Genomic DNA, 17,601 nt, shown 5'->3' with positions numbered 1-17,601 from the left:
TTATTTCTCCTTGTCTGGTCCGTCTGGTTCCTTTTCCTGCAGGGCAGGTTTTAAGTTTTGACGGCGTGTTACGCGTGCAATATGAATGGTAAGGTACAAAACCTCTTCCTCTGTTACAGCAGAATGGTATTTTTCCTGAATCATACGCTGAATATGGCGCGCACAGTCATAGGCCTTGGGGTGCTTCATACAGACCACTTCCAGCAGGTCTTCGTCGTCATCGTCATGGTAATGGGTATTGTCAACCACGCGCTGGGCAAAGAACTTCAGGTGTGTTAAAAAGCGATAGCAGTCCAGTGAATTTTCGTCAAATTCGGTATGAAAATAATTTTTTACCAATGTATATGAATCTTCCATAATCTGCGTTAAGTGATACATGCGGCTCATGTCGTCATTGAGCTCTGCATTTACAAAGTGCACTGCAATAAAGGCCGCTTCATCTGGCAGGAATTCTACACCTGTCTCTTCTTTTACGATTTCCACTGCTTTCTGCCCAACCTCAAATTCCTCAGGGTAAAAGCGGCGGATATCCCAATACATCGGGTTTTTCAGCTTCAGCCCCTCTTGGTAGCGCTCAATGGCACTGGAGATATGGTCCGGCAGTGTAACGTAAATAATCTCGTGCAGTTTTTTGCCCAGCGACGTTTTGCCGTAGTTGATAATGCGTTCTGACAAAAGCAGGTGAGCCATTGGTATCGAGCAGATTAAGTCCTGAAAGCGTGAAAAAGTTTTTTTATCTTCCAAATAAAAAACTTTTTCTGCTTTTTCTTCCGGCACCAAAGCACCGGGCCTTTTCTGAAAGGCAATTCCTTTGCCCATAGCAACAATTTCGCGGTCGTCTTTGTCGGCGGCAACCACTGCGTTGTTATTCAGCACTTTTCGGATTTTCAATTTTCTCACCCCTTTTTGACAAATAAAAAAGGCAAAACACAAATGGAAAGCTTTAAAAAAAGCCCTCATTTGGTTTTGCCTGCATTACCAGTCACAATCCACAATAAAGTTATTTACTTTTGTAATAAACAGTATAACATACCATGGCCTTCCATACAAGATACATTTTAAATGAAAAGGAATGCACAAATTTGTGTACTTTATCTTTTCTTACAGGATTTTATTGAGGAAGTCCTGTAGACGCGGGGACTTGGGGTGCGCAAAGAAAGTTTCAGGGTCGGCTTCCTCTAAGATCTGGCCACCGTCCATAAACAGCACCCGGTTGGCCACCTCGCGGGCAAAAGCCATTTCATGGGTGACAACCACCATGGTCATGCCGTCATCGGCAAGCTCTTTCATAACCTGTAGTACCTCGCCGACCATTTCAGGGTCGAGCGCACTGGTAGGCTCATCAAAAAGCATCACTTCCGGCTCCATCTCAAGTGCACGCACAATCGCAATGCGCTGTTTCTGCCCGCCGGAAAGCTGCCCCGGGTAGGCATCTGCTTTATCAGAAAGGTTTACGCGCTTTAAAAGCGACAGTGCCTGCTCATCTGCCTGCTCCTGTGTTTTCAGTTTCAGTGAAACCGGAGCCAGCGTGATATTCTGCTGCACAGTCAGATGCGGGAACAAATTAAAATGCTGAAAGACCATGCCGATTTTTTGGCGCAGGCGGTCAATATTAAAGCCTGGGACGTTAATTTGCTTGTCCTCAAACCAGATTTCGCCGCTGGTGGGCTTTTCTAGCAGATTGAGGCAGCGCAAAAAGGTACTTTTGCCGGATCCAGAAGGTCCCACAACAACGACCTTTTCCCCTTTTCCTATTTCCTGATTGATTCCTTTCAGCACTTCTACAGGGCCATCAAGCGTACGAAAACTTTTATGTAGGTCTTTAACGGTAATCACTTCTGCGCAGCCTCCTTTCTGCCTTGCTCAGCAGAGTACTCAAACCGATCACGATAACCAGATAAACCGCCGCGGTCAGCAGTAGCGGCGCATACGGCTGATAGGTAGTGCTGCGGATAATATCGCCGCCCTTGGTCAGATCCTGTATGCCAATATAGCCCGCGACCGAGGTCTCTTTCAGTAGAGAGATAAATTCATTGCCCACTGCGGGAAGCACATTTTTCAGCGCCTGCGGAAATACGATTTTTACCATTGTAGTGCGCTCTGTCAGCCCCAGGGAACGGCCGGCCTCTGTCTGCCCGCGGTCTACCGACATTATGCCGCTGCGGATGACCTCGGCGACATAGGCGCCAGAGTTAATGCCAAATGCCAAAATAGCTGTGCCGACATCGCTCAAGGATGTGCCCACTAAGATAATGTAGTACATAATCATCAGCTGCACAACAACCGGCGTCCCGCGGATAACCGTCAGATACAGCGAACAGATGGCGTTGAGCACGCGCATCTTTTTGGGGTTGTTCTGGTGAGTGGTTTTGACCAATGCCACCAGGGTGCCAAGCACCAGACCAATGATAACCGCAAAAATGCTGATGACTAAAGTATTGCCGAGGCCGGTCAGAATATACTGATAGCGGTTTTCGACCACCAAAGACTGATAAAGCTGATCCCCGACAGATGAAAAGAATGACAGCGGCGCCGCCGCAAACAGATGATTCATTGTCGTCCTCCCAATTAAAATAAAAACAGCAGGGAGCGAAAGTCCCCCTCCCTGCCGTTTTGGTTTCTACCATTTCCGATTAAGCATTTTCAAGGGTTTCCTTGTATTTGCTAATAACCTTATCCATTTCGCCGTTGGATTTCATTTCTTTAATGACACTGTTAATCGTGGTGACCAGCTGGGTGTTGCCCTTTTTCACTGCGATTGCGTAATGCTCGACTGTTAAAGCATCCGACAGCTTCTGAATCTTTCCTGCGTTTTTGGAAACAAACTTCTGTGCCGGATAATCATCAATGACGACCGCGTCAAGGCGGCCGGAAATCAGATCGGAAATTGCATCGGCACCTTTGTTATAGCGCTTTGGTGCACTGTAGTTTTTCGTGCAGTAATCGTCGCCTGTGGTACCCTGCTGTACACCGATTTTCTTGTCCTTTAAGTCATCTTTGCTCTTAATGGAGCTGTTCTTTGTAACAATAATCGACTGTGCAGCATCAAAATACGGGTCAGAGAAATCCATATTCTTTTTGCGGTCGTTGTTAATAGTCATACCTGCCGCGACAAAGTCGCATTTGCCTGCGCTGAGCTCTGCGGAAAGCGAATTAAAAGCTACGTCGCGCACTTGCAGCGTTTTGCCGAGTTTTGCAGCAATTTTGTTGCCGATGTCTACATCGATACCGACAATTTTATTGTTGCTCTTGTACTCGAATGGCTCAAACTCTGCGTTGGTCGACATGGTAATTGTGCCGCCGGCTGCCGCTGTGCCAGAGGCCGCTGTGCTGCCCGCCGCACTGGAAGACGCCGTACTGCTGCCGCAGGCCGCCATTGGAACCAACATGGACACAGCCAGCATTGCCGCAAGAATAATTTTCCCTTTTTTCATTGCTGATCTCTCCTTAATCCTTTTGCTGCCCCATAAAGACCCGGCGCAAAATCGCCGGCAACACAAATGGCGCGCCTGTATTGTTGGAAATACTCTCTCAACCAAATATACAAAAATCGTCAGCGGCACACGTCGCTGACGCCTTTGTCCTGAAAGTGTTTTTATTGTAGCACAGTAAAGTGCAGAATGCAAGGAAAAACGAATATTTTTTCATTATTTGTCTGAAATACTCAATAACATACACTGATATACGCGCTTTTTTGCATATTTGAAGTCATTTATTCAGATACGGAATGATTTTTGGCGCCAAAACCTCGGCGGCCTGTCGGTGATTTTCGGAACCGGGGTGTCCACGGGAACCAATCGTTTCTTCTGTGGCCTGCGGCAGCAGCACAAATTTGACATTGCTGTCGCCGCTCTTTGCCCTATAGGCCTCTATCGCCTGCCGCAGCGTATCGGCTAAATCTGCTCCCAGCATCCCGTAGGCCCACATCAGGCACGCACCGGGATTGCACTGCCGCAGCTGATACAGAAAATCGACCACGGCGTGCTGCAGCCGCCGCACACAGGCTTTATCCATGCTGCCGTCTGCACACAGTTTCTGGTCGAACAGCACACCGCTTGCATCGCGGAATTTGGGCGGCTGGTCAAAAGCGCCCCGGTCATTTGTGCCAAGGTTGATAACCACCACATTCGGCTGCCACGAGGCAAAGTCATTCTCCGTTAAAGCCCCCCGCTGCCGGTTTTCTTCGCCGCAGAGCACGCCACACACCTTTGTATAGTATCGCGGCAGACTGCATGCAGGGTCGCCCTCCCAATCTGAAAGAATGCCCCAGCCGCTCTGCGCCAGAATGCGGAAATCCGCGTGCAGCATATGCGCAGTTTGATACGCATAAGTGCGCACGGAACTGAAGACCATAGAGCTCCAGTTCATCTCCCCTTTTGTGCCAACTGTGCCCTCTCCCGCTGTAATGCTGTCGCCGATAAACTCAATACGGCCGGCTTTTGCTGACAGCGGACAAAACTCACCGTCGGTGCGTACTGCATTCAACTGCAGAAAGCTTTGGGGGTCGCCGTGCATCGCCTGCACTTCCCGTATGATTTTAACATTGTGCAGTTCTTCTGTTCCCTCTGCTGTACGCAGAATTGGGACCCAGTGCTGCCCGCGCAGAGCCATCTGCCGCATAACCGGAACATCATCGACCAAAACACAGAACCATGGCTCGTACAAACCGTAATCTGCTATAGTTTCTATCCAAAGCTCGCCCGCGCGCACGTTCATCTCAATCCCGCTGCCTGTCCAAAAAAGGTTCAGTGGGCAGCGGATTTTGCCCGCCCGGCCGAAAATATGCAGATTTGGAACCTGGTCAATTTGCATTTCCCGCATCGTTGTTCCCCCGTCAAAATTACTTTTTGCTCTCTTATTTTAAGCGTTCCCCGCTGGAATTTCTAGACCCTGCGACAAAAAAATCTGCTGACGGTCCTGTTGCCGTGCCTTTGCGCCGGGTGTAAAATAAATGAAAAGGAAAAGTGCCTTACATTGATCTCAGATAGGGAAAAGGAGGAATTCGTTTTGAACCCGATTTTTACCAGGACCAGTATCCGCAGCTACCAAAAGGAACCGATAGGGGAAAAGGACCTGCAGCTGCTCTTAAAAGCCGGTATGGCGGCACCCTCCGCGGGGAATCAGCAGCCATGGGAATTTTACGTGGTGCGGGACCCCGCCGTCCTGCAAAAGCTCGCAAAGGCCAGCCCCTATTCCGGCTGCACTGCAAAGGCGCCCGCCGCGCTGGTGCTCTGCTGCCGAAAAGAGGGCCTGCGCTATGCAGAGGACGCCCCACTGGATATGAGCGCCTGCTGTGAAAACATTTTGCTGGAGGCTACCGCACTGGGCCTTGGCGCCGTATGGCTGGGCATTTATCCGCAAAAGGACCGTATGCAGGCAGCAGCAGCCGCTCTGCATCTGCCCGAAACTTTAGAAGCTTTCTCGATTGTGCCGGTTGGCTACCCCGAAAAAGCCGCCGCTGCACAGGACCGCTTTGACAGCACAAGAATTCATACCATCGGCTAAATACATGAATTTGCAAAGGAAGGAATAGCATGCAGCAGGCAGCGCCTTATTTAAAGTTCTTTTTTACATACGAATCTGATTTGCCGGAAGGAATCGGCTTCTCTCATTTCGGGACAGCACACCTCGTGTGGCTGGGACTTTTATTTGTATGCGGCCTGCTGTTTTATCGCCGCTTTTCACACTGGAACAAGAAAAAGCAGCAACGGGCGCTGCGCTGGCTCGGCATTATACAGGTGCTGCTGGAAGGAATGCGCTTATATGTCTTGTGGCACATTCATCGCCTGTCCGTCTACGAACTGCCGCTGCACTTGTGTGGTATGGCGGGATTTCTGTGCCTGCTGCACGCGTATACCGAATGGGACTGGCTTTCGCAGGTACTGTATGCGCTGTGTCTGCCGGGCACGCTGGCAGCGCTGCTATTTCCAAACTGGATAAAGTACCCCGCGTTTCATTTCATCACAATACAAAGCTTTCTGCTGCATGCACTCATCGTTTTGTATGTGGCGTGTGCACTGGCCTGCGGCAGAATCCAGCCAAACTTCAGGCATTTCTGGAAACCGCTTGTGTTCCTGGCGGTCGTACTGCCGCCGGTCTATCTTTTTGACCTGCACTTTGCCGCCAATTACTTTTTCCTGTGCGTACCAGAGGCGGGCACCCCGCTGCAGTGGTTTGCCGACCGCATGGGCAACCCCGGGTACCTGCTCGGCTATGCAGGACTGACTTTGGCAATTATGCTGCTGATGTACCTGCCGGCTGCTGGTCGGCACAAAAAGCACAACAGAGCATAAAAAAGCCCTCAACCGGGCTGAGGCTGAGGGCGCTGCACAATTTCTGTACAGCTGAGTAAGAAAAGAGAGGCTTTGTATGTAGAAAAACTTGTAAACAAAATAAAAAGTGCCGCGCTCCAAACAGGAGCGCGGCATCTTCGTCGCTATGTATAGTAGTATAGCAGACCGCTTTCACTTTGTCAAGCCGAAATGCGGCTTTTCTCATTCTGTACTGCCAAAGGAATCTGCGCAAAAAGCCGTCTGCTTTTTACAGCAGGCTGTCATCATAGTGTGCCCGGCCCCCGCCGACAAACTTTGGCCGGGTGCGCGCACACAGCAGTACCGCCTCACCCAAATGATCTATCGAAAGGCGCACAGGCACCGCAACTTCTTTTAAGTGCATACCAATCAGAGTTCCGCCAATGTCCATGCCGCAGTCCGCGCGTACATGCTCTACCGCAATCGGGTCGGCAAAGCGCGCATAGGCGGTGGTGCCAAAAGAGCCGCCGGCCTTTGGCTGCGGCACAACATTCACCTGCTCGTACCCAAATTTTTCCGCCGCTTCGCGCTCGATAATCAGCGCACGGTTTAAATGCTCGCAGCACTGAGCTGCCAAAAACAGGCCGTGCTTTTTTACCTGCTCATAGATGCCGTCAAAAATGGCAGCGGCTGTTTCCACATTGCTGTCAGTGCCAATGCGGTGCCCGCCAACCTCGCTGGAAGAGCAGCCGACAACCATCAGCCCGCCGGGCCGCACTTTTGCTATCTGCAGCAATTCTTCCGCAGCTTTTCCGGCAAGTGTACGCAGTTCTTCCAAACTTTCACTCATAAAGGAACACCCTCCCTACAATTTTTCAAATGGAGCAAATCTTTTTACGATTTCAGTATAGCACAAAGTGGGTCAAAGCGCACCTTTTCGGCCGCAATTTTTATACAGAAACCTTTTCCTGCTCTGTTTTGCACAGAAACTCTGCCGCAGACATACAAAGCTATACTTGGTCTGCCATTGAACTTTCACCTGCGGGTATGCTATAATAAAGAACGATTTTTGTACATTCGTATTTTGTTATTTTTCACTTTTGACTGGAGAGCTGGACTTGAATAAATATAAAAAACTAATGTCCAATACGCTGATTTTTGCAATCGGCACTTTCAGTTCCAAAATTCTCACCATTCTGATGACTCGCTTCAATACAGCGGCTCTGGGCAGTGATTTTGGCACTGCCAGTGTCCTGCAGGATATGGGCAACGTGCTAATTCCGCTGTTTTCTCTGCAGATTGTCGACGGTGTCACCCGCTTTGGTCTGGACCGCCGCTACAACAAAAAAGATGTCTTTACAGTCAGTCTGCTGGTAACCTGCATTGGCGCGGCTGTGCTTTTGATTTTGTCACCGTTGCTGGAAAAGATACCGGGGCTGACTTTTATACAAGGGCGCAGCCTTTTGGTCGCCATCTTTGTCTTTACTTCTTCGCTGCGCAATATGTGCAGTCAATTTGTGCGTGCACGCGAAATGGTAAAGCTCTATGCCTTTGAGGGAATTCTAACGACCTTTACCACGGTTGTCTTTACGCTGCTGTTCCTGTACCCGCTGCACATGGGTGTCACAGGATTTATGCTTGGCATTATTCTGCCGGATCTTTTGGGCGCAATTTTCTTATTCTGGATAGCAGACCTAAAGCAGTTTGTCCGTTTCCGCGGTCTGGACCATCTGACCGCGGCACAGATGCTCAAATACTCTGCCCCGCTGATTCCAAACAAAATTGCTTTCTGGATTACAAACTGCTCTGACCGCATGATGGTTCAGGTAATGACAAACAAAACCATCAGCAGTGTTTTTGCAGCCTCGTATAAAATACCAAACCTGATTTCTTTGGTCGTCAGTGTCTTTTTGGATGCCTGGCAGATGTCCTCGATTACAGAAGAAAAGGGCCGGGCGCGCTTCTTTACACAGGTCTTTCACGCCATGTCCGCCATTATCTTTGTCGGCAGCGCGCTGGTGATTCTGCTGTGCCGTCCACTGATTAATCTGCTGACTGCACACAGCTTTCATGTTGGCTGGGTCTATGTGCCTATCTTGGTGCTTGCCACTGCTTTCTCCTGCCTATGCAGCTTTTTAGGCACGGTTTATATGGTGGAAAAGCGCAGCATTAACAACATGGTTACAACGATTATTGCCGCTGTAATCAATGTTATTTTAAATCTGCTCTTGATTCGCAAATGGGGCCCGCAAGGCGCCGCCACAGCCACTTTAATTTCTTACCTGGTTATGTTTGTCATACGCGTAATTGACACCCGCCGCTTTATCCGGGTGCATTTTAGCCCCATGCGCCTTTTGGCCGACAGCCTGCTGCTTTCTTTTGAAGCATTTGTTATGATTAAGAATGTTTCCCACAGCATTCTTTACTGTGCGCTCTTGACCCTGCTGATGATTATCATGAATTTCCAGCCGCTGATGCAGTCTGTGCGCAAAGTACTGCCGGCTAATGTACTGGAAAAAATGCCCACATGGCTTTCCGGTGAAAAGAAATCCGTTTCCGTTCAAAAGGCAGCTCCCCATACAGAAAGCACCCACACCCGCGAGGCCTTCGCCCGCGATGAAGAATACGCGCGCAGCAAGAAGCCTGCCCCGCAGCAGCATCACAGCCACGGCAGTTCGAGCGTTGATGAAGAGGACGGCTTTGACTATGAAGCCTACCTGCAAGAGCAGGCGAAAAAAGAGGACAAGGATTTTTCACATGACCGTTACCGCCACTAAAAGAATCTTGGGCCACCGGCTTTTGCCGCGTGGCTCTTTTTGTTTGCAGCGATATAGGAAGCAGCCGCTGCTTCTTTACAGCAAGGCCGTTTCTCTGCTCTAAAATGCACCTAAATAAGAAGCGGACGGCACTGCTGCCGCCCGCTTCTTATTTATATTTAATATTTATATTTCAGTTGCCGTCCTCTACGCTGATTTCATCAAAGCGATTGGTCAGGTCGTGGACATCCAGTGCTTTTTTCTTTTCGCCAGCCGCATCTAAAATGATATTTCCGCGGTGCATCATGATGAGCCGGTCGCCATAGGCAACCGCAAACTTCAGATTATGCGTTACCATCAGCATAGTCACGTGTTTTTCTTCGGCAACCCGCTGCGTCAGCTCCATCACATTGTTGCTGGAACTCGGGTCCAGTGCAGCGGTGTGTTCGTCCAAAATCAGCAGGTCAATCGGCGTCATGGTTGCAATAAGCAGCGCCAGCGCCTGCCGCTGCCCACCCGAAAGGCTGCCCACCTGTACGCCGAGTTTATCCTCAAGCCCCATGTGAAGCAGAGAAAGCTCTTGTTTGTAATAATCGGCGCGGCGGCGGTTGATACCAGGCTGCAGTAAAAAGCTGCCGCCCTTGTTGTCGGCCAGCGCCATATTTTCCAGCACTGTCAAAGACGGGCACGTGCCCATGGCTGGGTCTTGGAACACACGGCCGATAAAGCGCGAGCGCGTGTGTTCTTTAAGCTTTGTGATATCACGCTTTTTCAAAAAGATAGAACCGGAATCTACCGGAATGCTGCCACAGAGCAGGTTTAAAATCGTGGTTTTTCCGGAGCCGTTGCTGCCAACCACCGCGACAAAGCTACCCTTTTCAATCTGCAGATTAAAGTTCTGGAACAGCACCACTTCATTGACAGAACCGGGATTAAAGGTTTTGTAGATATGCTGCATACGAACCAGCGGCTCAGATGCTGCTGCGGTCGACTGTGACGACATTGTGCTTCCTCCTCCCGGACGCAAACCGGCTTGCTACCAGCGCGATGACAAAGATAATAGACATCAGCATTTTCAGGTAATTGGTATCCAGCCCTAGCTGCATGGCGACAGTCAAGCAGGCGCGGTACAGAATCATGCCGATAACCGCCATCATCGTCGGCTTCATCCAGCGCACTCTGCCCAGCAGAGATACGCCAATGATAACCGCTGCCAGTGACATAACCACCATGCCGGTACCAGAGGTAACGTCAGCGCTCTCTTTCTGCTGTGCCAGTACACAGCCAGAAAGGGCCGTAAGGCCATTGCCCAAAATCAAGCCCAAAATCTTCATACGGCCGGGATCTTTGCCCAGCGAAACAACGAACTTTGCGTTGCTGCCTGCCGCCCGCAGCAAAAGGCCCGAGCGCGTTTTCAGGTAAAGGTCAATAACCAGCTTAATTACCAGACACACAATGGCGGCCATAATGACCCAGCCCCACTGGCCCAAAGCGCTGTGCAGAGTGCCGCCCAGCCCACTGCTGAAAATCGTGGGCATATCAAAGAAAGACACAACCGCTTTCTTCCCGGTAATCGCCATATTCACACTGTAAAGGGCTGTCATCACCAAAATACCGGAAAGCAGGTCTGTAATATGCAGCCGCACATGCAAAAAGCCTGTAACTGCGCCAGCCGCCGCGCCAGCCGCGAAACAAATCAGGCAGGCAAGCCATGGGTTTACCCCCGCCGTAATCAGCATTGCCGCCGTGCACGCGCCCAGCGGAAACGAGCCGTCTACGGTTAAATCCGGAAAATCCAGCACTTTATAGGTGATGTAGACACCCACTGCCATAATGCCGTAAATGAATCCCTCACGCAGCACAACCTGCACAAGGCCCAGAAAGATATCCAAAGCTTTACTCCCCTTCTTTTATTCCGCAGCCAAGGCCCTGTTTTACTCAGGCTTTTTTAGTTGTTGTGGTCTTTGTGGCGTTTTGATAATCTGTCGGCACTGTCAGTTTTAAAGTGCTGACAACATCCGTATTATAAATTGGTGTACCACTTTCGCTGGTATACACTTTTGTATCCTGCGGTTTTGCTTCACCTTTCAAAATCTTGCCGGCGATTTTGCCGGTTTCTTCACCCAGGGCGGTGTAGTCGATGCTGACAGAGGCAAGGCATCCGCCGCGTACCTGCTCTTCTTCCGAGCCAAAAACCGGAATGCCAGCCTTATTAGCTGCCTGCAGTTCGCTCTGCAGGTTGTTGACTACGTTGTTGTCGGTGAAGTTGTTAAAGCAGTCAACGCCCTTGGCAACCAGTGCCTGTGCACCAGAAGCTACCTCGCTGTCGTTGGTTACGCCTTGGCCGACCACCTCAAAATTGTACTTTGGCGCGATCTTTTTCAGCCGCTCTAAAGTAGAAACAGAATTGGGCTCACTGGTGGTATACAAAATACCGATTTTCTTTGCTTTTGGCAAAAACGCGCGAATCATCTTGACCTGTGCTTCCAGAGGCAGCTGGTCGCTGCTGCCGGTAGCAACGCTGCCGGGCTGGTCGAGGCTCTTCACCAATTTTGCCGCCACCGGGTCACTGACTGCCGTAAAAACGACCGGAATATCATTTGCCTTTGCTGCGGCATAGGCGCTCATTGCTGCCGGAGTGGCAATGGCACCAATCAGGTCATATTTTTTCGTTGCCATGGTTTGGGCTTCTGTATCTGCTGTAGCGGTTTCTGCCTGGGCGTTTTGGAAATCAATCGTCAGGTTTTTATCTTTGACATAGCCCTCGTCCTCAAGGCCCTTCAAAAAGCCCTTGTAGCAGTTGTCCAATGAAGGAACGGTCGTATACTGAATTACGCCGATTTTTTTACTGCCTGCCGCCGCAGAACCGGCAGCAGACGCACTGCCGGAAGAAGCTGCCGCACCGCTGCCTGCACAGGCCGTGCAGGCCAGTGCCATAACCCCCGCAAGAGCTGCCGCCAAAAAACGTTTGCCATACTTTTTCATCATAAATTCCTCCTCATAGACTGTTTATAAGCTGGGGAGCAGGTATAAAAAAGCCCCTGCCCCCGTATAAAACAGGGACAAGAGCCATAACTTACACTCCTGCGGTACCACCCGGATTGACGCCGCCAAAAAGCAGACGCCCGCTCTGCCGCGCACAGAAACATACGCGCTTCCTTTTTAACGGAGAAAGAATCCGTCGCCCCTACTAGGCCATGCGGCCGTTTGGTTTGCCCTCAAAAGTCCATTCTGCCCGCCGCACTATGCCGCGCTTTCATCTACGCGCGGCTCTCTGCAAAAGTGCCTGTCGGCATACTCGTCTTTCTCACAGGTTTCAAAAACTATTTGATTAGCCCTATCATAAAACAGCGGGAAGCATTTGTCAAGCAAAATTTACAACAGGAACCAACCCGCACGAAAGGCAGTTTTTCACACGATTATTTGACATACTGCCGCATTTACAGTATACTTAAAATATATAATTTGTATATTATGCTAAAAGTGAGGCGCATTCTTATGCAAAACCTGATTACCATCGCCCGCCAATACGGCAGCGGCGGCCGCCAAATCGGCCAGCTGCTGGCAGAAAAACTGCAGGTGCCGTTTTACGACAAGCAGCTGGTAGCTATGGCCGCCAAAAAAAGCGGCGTCAGCGAAGCTTTCTTTCAGTCCGCAGACGAAAAGCATGCCAGCAGCATTCTGTATTCTTTGGTAATGGGCAATTATTGTTTCGGAATGCCCAGGACCGCTACCAACCTGCCCCTGAATGATCAGCTGTTTCTGCTGCAAGAGCAAATTATCAAAGAAGCTGCCGAAAAAGGCCCGTGTGTAATTGTGGGCCGCTGTGCCAATTATATTCTGCGCGACCGGCCGCACATCTTTCGGGTCTTTCTCTATGCCGACCGCAAATTTCGCGTACAGCACGCTGTCAGTGACTACGGCATTGACCCCAAAAAGGCGGAAGAAATCGTCACCAAGACCGACAAGCAGCGCGCTTCTTACTGCAGCTTTTATACCAGTCAGCACTGGAACGACCCCGAATGCTACGATTTGTGCCTAAATACCGGAAACATCAGCTTTGAGGGTGCTGTACAGTTGATTATCGAAGCAAGCAGCATGAAAACAAATTAACCGCGTTTTCTGGCGCGCACGGCGGCTTTTTGCGCAGGCGTCACGCGGTAAGATTCTGTGATTTTTTGCAAAGCTTTATTGTACGTAAAATCATCCAGTTGGCTGCAATCTAGATAAGCTTCCGTCATCTGCGGACAGTGGACGTAATACACGGAAACCGCCCAGGCCGCTGCCATTTTGGCATAGTAACCGCTGCTGTGCATGCGGTCCAGTAGCGAAAACGCACGCGGAGCATAGGCTTCCTCTGCAAAATGATCCAGCAGCATTACAAGACCAAAGCGTGCGGTAAACTCGCCCTCTGCAGTAACACAGGGCGCAACAAAGTCCCACATCTGCTGCGGATATTTACGGGCCAGTTTCAGCCCCGCGCAAAAGCTGTCGCAGACCGACCAGTTGTCAATTTTCGGTAAAAAAGCTTTGCTGTACAAAATGGCCTCTGCCGGTTCTTTTGCCGCACAGCCGATAACCATTCCCTGAAGCATGGTTTCCTCAAAATAATTGTCCGGGCATTCCCGCAAAAAAGAGCGCCAGTCGCCGCGGGCAATTTCCCAGGCAATTTTTCTCAGCTGCGGCAGGCGCACCCCCAGCAGTTTTTCGGCTTGCTGTGGTGGCAGCAGCCTGCCGGAAAATGTACGGTAGCCCGGCTCTGCCAAAGCTTTCAGTTTGGTGATGAGTGTTTCTTCTGTCATGCTGTCTTTATACCTTTCCCCGCAGCGTTTTCTGTTCCAGCTGCAGCAAAAACTGTTTGACGCAGATTCCGGCCCCAAAGCCGGTCAGAGAACCGTCTTTACCGATTACCCGATGGCACGGCACCACAATCATCAGTGGGTTGCGGTTGCAGGCCATTCCCGCCGCACGAAAAGCCCGCGGGCTGCCGGCCGCCGCGGCGGTTTGGGCGTATGTACGTGTTTCACCGTAAGGAATCTGCTGCAATGCTTGCCAAACCTGCATTTGAAAGCGTGTACCGTGGGCAGAAAGCGGCAGGGAAAATTTGCGGCGCTTTCCGGCAAAATATTGGTTCAGCTGCTCTTCTGCCTGCAAAAGCAGCGGTGTCTGCCTTTTCTGCGCTCCCATAAGCGTTTCCTTCAGCTCCACCTGGCACAGTCCCCTGCCGTCCTCCGCCAAAAGCAGCGTGCCGACCGGGCTTTTCATTTTTATATAGGAAAGCATTTCACGGTACCCCTTTTATAAGGAAGAAGTCTTATTTCCAAAAGCGTGGTTTTAACCGCGTTTTTTTTGATAGGAACGCTTGGAAAGATGAATGGACAATACATTTGCCGCAGCAATCAAAAACGGCAACAGCCAAAAGGCCGCTTTCCAAAAGGGCAGTGCTGAAAGGTTCGCGGCCTCAGCAAAATTCGAGAGGAAAATTACCATAAAGAAAATTAGAAAAAAGGTCATCAGCAGGAACATACGCCCCTTTTCCACCCCTTTGGAAACCATAATCGGCATCTGCAGCGCCAGCATACCCAGCGCTATGCAGACGCAAACAAGCATAGTCGGCAAAAATGTAGTCAGCACGCTGCTGCCCATAAAGATACTCTGTACCAAAGTGCCGACAGTTGCCGCCGCAACCGCCACTGCAACCGCCAGGTAACCCATTACATACTTGCTCATGACAATCGCTTTTGCGGAATAGGGCATCATACACGCCAGCGTGTTCCATTTGCAGCGCTCATCATAGCCCATGGCACTGACCGGCAGAATTGCCGCGTACATCGTGGCAAAAGCGACCATAGAGGTATTCGGTATCATTGCAAATACAATGATTAAAATGAGAAAGAATTTCATCTGTTTGGTAATCACATAAAAATCTTTCAGCAGCAACGCTTTCATATCCGACTCTCCTCCCTGCCCAAAAATATAATAATATCTTCGATATTGACACGGTCAACCGGAACTCCCGCAGGCACCTTGCTGCGCAGCACCAGCGCTTCTGCGCCAAAGTCATTTCGGCGCAAGCTGCCCCGCCGGGCCTCTGCCGGCAGTTTTTCGATTTCTTCCCTGCTGCCGTGCACCACGCCGTACATTTCCAGCAAGCGGTCTTTTTCCTCACAAAACAGCAGCTTCCCTTTGTGCAGGAAAGCAATATAATCGCACAGCTTTTCCATATCACTGACAATATGGGACGAAAGCAGAATAGAATGATCCGATTCCCGCGTAAAATCGTAAAAGATATCGAGAATCTCGTCGCGGGCAATCGGGTCCAGTCCGCCGGTAGCCTCATCCAGCACCAACAGCCGCGCGTGGTGTGACAGCGCAACAGCAATGGCAAGCTTCATCGTCATGCCGCGGGAGTAATCTTTAAAGGCTTTCTTTTCCGGCAGATTGAATTTTTTCAGGTAACTGTAATACTGCTTTTCATCCCAGCGGGTATAGGTACCGCGCATAATATTGTTTACCTGCCGGGCATTCAGCACCTCTGGAAAATGCGCCTCATCCAGCACAATGCCGATTTCCTGCTTGACAGCATTAAACTGCGGCAGGGTGTTGTCTACCCCTAAGACCTTTACTTCGCCGCTGTCGCGGGCAATGGCATTCATCAGCAGGCGAATTGCTGTGCTTTTTCCTGCTCCATTTTCACCGACAAGCCCCATGATACAGCCTGACGGCAGGCGCAGATTGATGTTTTGCAGCGCAAAATCCTCATAGTGCTTGGAAAGATCTGTCATTTCAATCGCGTCCATACAACTTACTCCTTTTTCAAACTTTGATACAGCCCCAACAGCTCTTCATCGCTGACTCCGCATTCTTTTGCAAGCACCCCAGCCTGCTGCAGCAGCCCGCGCAGCTTTTTTAGTTTTTCCTTTTGCAGCGGCGGCAGTTCTTTTTTGGCAGCAAAGCTGCCTTTACCCACCACTGTGTAAAGATAACCCTCACGCTCCAGTTCCTCATAAGCACGCTTGGTGGTGATAACGCTGATGCGCAGCTCTTTTGCAAGGGAACGAATGGAAGGCAGAAGCTCCCCCTCTTTCAGTTTGCCTGTACAGATCTGCTTTTTGATTTGCAGGCAGATTTGGCTGTAAATAGGCTGACTGCCCATGCGGTCTACCCAGATTTTCAAAGGAACGCCTCCGTTCATGGCTGTATATATACAGTATATACAGCTTATGTATTGCTGTCAACTGCTTCAACAGGAAAATACCGTTTTCCTTTTAGGCTGTTTTATGGTATACTGTGAAACAGCTATTGACAGAAGGAGTGAATATAAACATGAAATGGGGCAGAAAGAACCAACAGGACCCCTCTATGAATGATACGCAGTATATTCCCCGCAGTCAGCGCAGCAATTCGTCAAAGCAGCAGACCGGCGGCCGCGAAAGCTACCCGCCCTATCCGGAAGATGAAGATTACGGTGGCAGCCAGAATGATAACGGCCGCAGTTACCGGAATGAGCGGAACAGCCGCGGTTATGAAGACAGCCAAGACTACGAGGATGACCGCGAGGATAACAACCGCGGCTATGAAGACGGCCAAGGCTACGAGGATGACCGCGAGAATAACAGCCGCGGTTATGAAGGCGGGCAAGGTTACGAGGATGACCGCAAGGATAACAACCGTGGCTATGAAGACGGCCAAGACTACGATGATGACCGCGATTATGATAACCGCGGCTATGAAGACGATCAAGACTACGAGGATGACCGCAGATACAATAATCCTGATGACGCCGACGACGGCTATGACAACTACTATGAAGATCAGCGCCGCCCCGCGCCGGACCCCGGCCGTGGCAATAAATCACTGGTTGTCATCGGTGTGATTGTTGCCATTGTAGTCGTGGTTCTGCTGTTTGCCGTTTTGGGACATTCCTGCAATTTCAGCGGTACAGCCTCCTCTACTGTTTCTTCCTCTGTTTCCTCCGCTGTATCCTCTGACAGCAGCGAGCAAACCGACAGTACCCAACAGACAGACAACTACTCTGCTGCTGACAACGGAAACAGTGCAACTGACAACGGCGGCAATACAGATAATACGCCGCAAAGCCACTCTTCCCACCACAGCAGTGCCAACAATGACAATGGCGGCACCGCTTCTTCGGAAAAGTACACGGAAGCTTCCAGCAAAGAAGCAGAAAGCGCAGCGCCCTCTGCAGCAGAGAGCAAAACACCCGAGCAGCCGGCTTCCAGCAAGCAGCAGGAAGAAACCACCTCTGCCAGCGGAAATGATGCCGGCACAACCAACGACACGGCAAACGGCACCAACTGACTTTTTTGCACAAGAACATAAACCGATGCTTTTTCGGGCATACTTTCTGTATTGCCGCAGCAGCAAGCGAAAATAATTTGACATTTTCTGCTGCTTCTCGTATACTAGAAGCGTCTTCTAAAGGGGAGTAGTTTGAAAACGCGACTGTCAACACCTCGGCCTGCGGGCCTGGCAGCGTGTGCCGAATTCGGTAACAAGACTTTTCGAATGACTGTTCATTTTGCGTGAACGGCCGGCGAAAAGTCTTTTTTTATTGCCTGCCGCTTACAGTA

19 protein-coding genes are annotated in these 17,601 nt (G+C 50.3%); 5 read left to right on the top strand and 14 right to left on the bottom strand.

All coding sequences use genetic code 11. The features are described from left to right. From LKE53_01665 to LKE53_01645, 5 genes are all read right to left on the bottom strand, one after another. Nucleotides 1-891: a PRD domain-containing protein gene (locus LKE53_01665; GenBank protein MCH3971472.1), complete on the bottom strand. Its 891-nt coding sequence runs from the start codon at nucleotides 889-891 to the stop codon at nucleotides 1-3. A 210-nt stretch (nucleotides 892-1,101) separates the two neighbouring features. Then, complete coding sequence (locus LKE53_01660) at nucleotides 1,102-1,836, bottom strand: amino acid ABC transporter ATP-binding protein (protein ID MCH3971471.1); 735 nt, start codon at nucleotides 1,834-1,836, stop codon at nucleotides 1,102-1,104. Next, nucleotides 1,823-2,554 carry an amino acid ABC transporter permease gene (locus tag LKE53_01655; protein ID MCH3971470.1) on the bottom strand — a complete coding sequence of 244 codons (732 nt, stop codon included), beginning with the start codon at nucleotides 2,552-2,554 and terminating at the stop codon, nucleotides 1,823-1,825. Before LKE53_01655 ends, LKE53_01660 begins: the two co-directional genes overlap by 14 nt. A 79-nt stretch (nucleotides 2,555-2,633) precedes the next feature. Further along, the gene (locus LKE53_01650) at nucleotides 2,634-3,434 is read right to left on the bottom strand and encodes a transporter substrate-binding domain-containing protein (protein ID MCH3971469.1); all 801 of its coding nucleotides are present in this window, start codon (nucleotides 3,432-3,434) and stop codon (nucleotides 2,634-2,636) included. A gap of 274 nt (nucleotides 3,435-3,708) precedes the next feature. Next, complete coding sequence (locus tag LKE53_01645) at nucleotides 3,709-4,821, bottom strand: SGNH/GDSL hydrolase family protein (protein ID MCH3971468.1); 1,113 nt, start codon at nucleotides 4,819-4,821, stop codon at nucleotides 3,709-3,711. Between the two features lie 186 nt (nucleotides 4,822-5,007). Between LKE53_01645 and LKE53_01640 the strand changes: the two genes are divergently transcribed. Together LKE53_01640 and LKE53_01635 are read left to right on the top strand one after the other, a co-directional pair. Then, nucleotides 5,008-5,505: a nitroreductase family protein gene (locus tag LKE53_01640; GenBank protein MCH3971467.1), complete on the top strand. Its 498-nt coding sequence runs from the start codon at nucleotides 5,008-5,010 to the stop codon at nucleotides 5,503-5,505. A 29-nt stretch (nucleotides 5,506-5,534) separates the two neighbouring features. After that, nucleotides 5,535-6,293 (top strand): YwaF family protein, encoded by a 759-nt coding sequence (locus LKE53_01635; protein MCH3971466.1) that lies wholly within the window; start codon nucleotides 5,535-5,537, stop codon nucleotides 6,291-6,293. A 247-nt stretch (nucleotides 6,294-6,540) separates the two neighbouring features. Here LKE53_01635 and LKE53_01630 read toward each other — a convergent pair whose 3' ends face one another. Further along, nucleotides 6,541-7,101 (bottom strand): TIGR01440 family protein, encoded by a 561-nt coding sequence (locus LKE53_01630; GenBank protein MCH3971465.1) that lies wholly within the window; start codon nucleotides 7,099-7,101, stop codon nucleotides 6,541-6,543. Between the two features lie 268 nt (nucleotides 7,102-7,369). Here LKE53_01630 and LKE53_01625 point away from each other — a divergent pair, with 268 nt between their 5' ends. Beyond that, nucleotides 7,370-9,028, top strand: coding sequence for a polysaccharide biosynthesis C-terminal domain-containing protein (locus LKE53_01625; GenBank protein MCH3971464.1), 1,659 nt, complete (start codon nucleotides 7,370-7,372; stop codon nucleotides 9,026-9,028). Between the two features lie 172 nt (nucleotides 9,029-9,200). Here the strand turns inward: LKE53_01625 and LKE53_01620 are convergent, their stop codons facing one another. The 3 genes from LKE53_01620 to LKE53_01610 are packed head-to-tail and all read right to left on the bottom strand — an operon-like array spanning nucleotide 9,201 to nucleotide 11,995. Then, nucleotides 9,201-10,010, bottom strand: a complete 810-nt coding sequence (locus LKE53_01620) for an ATP-binding cassette domain-containing protein (GenBank protein ID MCH3971463.1) — start codon at nucleotides 10,008-10,010, stop codon at nucleotides 9,201-9,203. Continuing rightward, complete coding sequence (locus LKE53_01615; protein MCH3971462.1) at nucleotides 9,979-10,899, bottom strand: ABC transporter permease; 921 nt, start codon at nucleotides 10,897-10,899, stop codon at nucleotides 9,979-9,981. Before LKE53_01615 ends, LKE53_01620 begins: the two co-directional genes overlap by 32 nt. Nucleotides 10,900-10,945: 46 nt before the next feature. Further along, entirely contained in the window at nucleotides 10,946-11,995 is a 1,050-nt protein-coding gene (locus LKE53_01610) for an ABC transporter substrate-binding protein (protein ID MCH3971461.1), read from the bottom strand. A gap of 510 nt (nucleotides 11,996-12,505) precedes the next feature. Here LKE53_01610 and LKE53_01605 point away from each other — a divergent pair. Next, nucleotides 12,506-13,120, top strand: a complete 615-nt coding sequence (locus LKE53_01605; GenBank protein MCH3971460.1) for a cytidylate kinase-like family protein — start codon at nucleotides 12,506-12,508, stop codon at nucleotides 13,118-13,120. Here LKE53_01605 and LKE53_01600 read toward each other — a convergent pair. The 5 genes from LKE53_01600 to LKE53_01580 are packed head-to-tail and all read right to left on the bottom strand — an operon-like array spanning nucleotide 13,117 to nucleotide 16,163. Then, a complete protein-coding gene (locus LKE53_01600; protein ID MCH3971459.1) occupies nucleotides 13,117-13,809 on the bottom strand; it encodes a DNA alkylation repair protein in 693 nt (230 codons plus the stop codon). The genes LKE53_01605 and LKE53_01600 overlap by 4 nt on opposite strands. A 7-nt stretch (nucleotides 13,810-13,816) precedes the next feature. Next, entirely contained in the window at nucleotides 13,817-14,290 is a 474-nt protein-coding gene (locus LKE53_01595) for a methylated-DNA--[protein]-cysteine S-methyltransferase (protein ID MCH3971458.1), read from the bottom strand. Between the two features lie 51 nt (nucleotides 14,291-14,341). After that, complete coding sequence (locus LKE53_01590) at nucleotides 14,342-14,956, bottom strand: ABC-2 transporter permease (protein ID MCH3971457.1); 615 nt, start codon at nucleotides 14,954-14,956, stop codon at nucleotides 14,342-14,344. Beyond that, nucleotides 14,953-15,807, bottom strand: coding sequence for an ABC transporter ATP-binding protein (locus LKE53_01585; GenBank protein ID MCH3971456.1), 855 nt, complete (start codon nucleotides 15,805-15,807; stop codon nucleotides 14,953-14,955). Before LKE53_01585 ends, LKE53_01590 begins: the two co-directional genes overlap by 4 nt. A gap of 5 nt (nucleotides 15,808-15,812) precedes the next feature. Then, nucleotides 15,813-16,163, bottom strand: coding sequence for a GntR family transcriptional regulator (locus LKE53_01580; GenBank protein MCH3971455.1), 351 nt, complete (start codon nucleotides 16,161-16,163; stop codon nucleotides 15,813-15,815). A gap of 170 nt (nucleotides 16,164-16,333) precedes the next feature. Between LKE53_01580 and LKE53_01575 the strand changes: the two genes are divergently transcribed. Beyond that, complete coding sequence (locus LKE53_01575; GenBank protein MCH3971454.1) at nucleotides 16,334-17,329, top strand: hypothetical protein; 996 nt, start codon at nucleotides 16,334-16,336, stop codon at nucleotides 17,327-17,329. Nucleotides 17,330-17,601 lie beyond the last annotated feature (272 nt).

This window comes from Oscillospiraceae bacterium, assembly GCA_022483045.1.
Classification (GTDB): Bacteria; Bacillota; Clostridia; order Oscillospirales; family Acutalibacteraceae; genus Caproicibacterium.
Note: the sequence above shows the minus strand (reverse complement) of the source record. Positions and strands in the feature narration are given on the sequence as shown.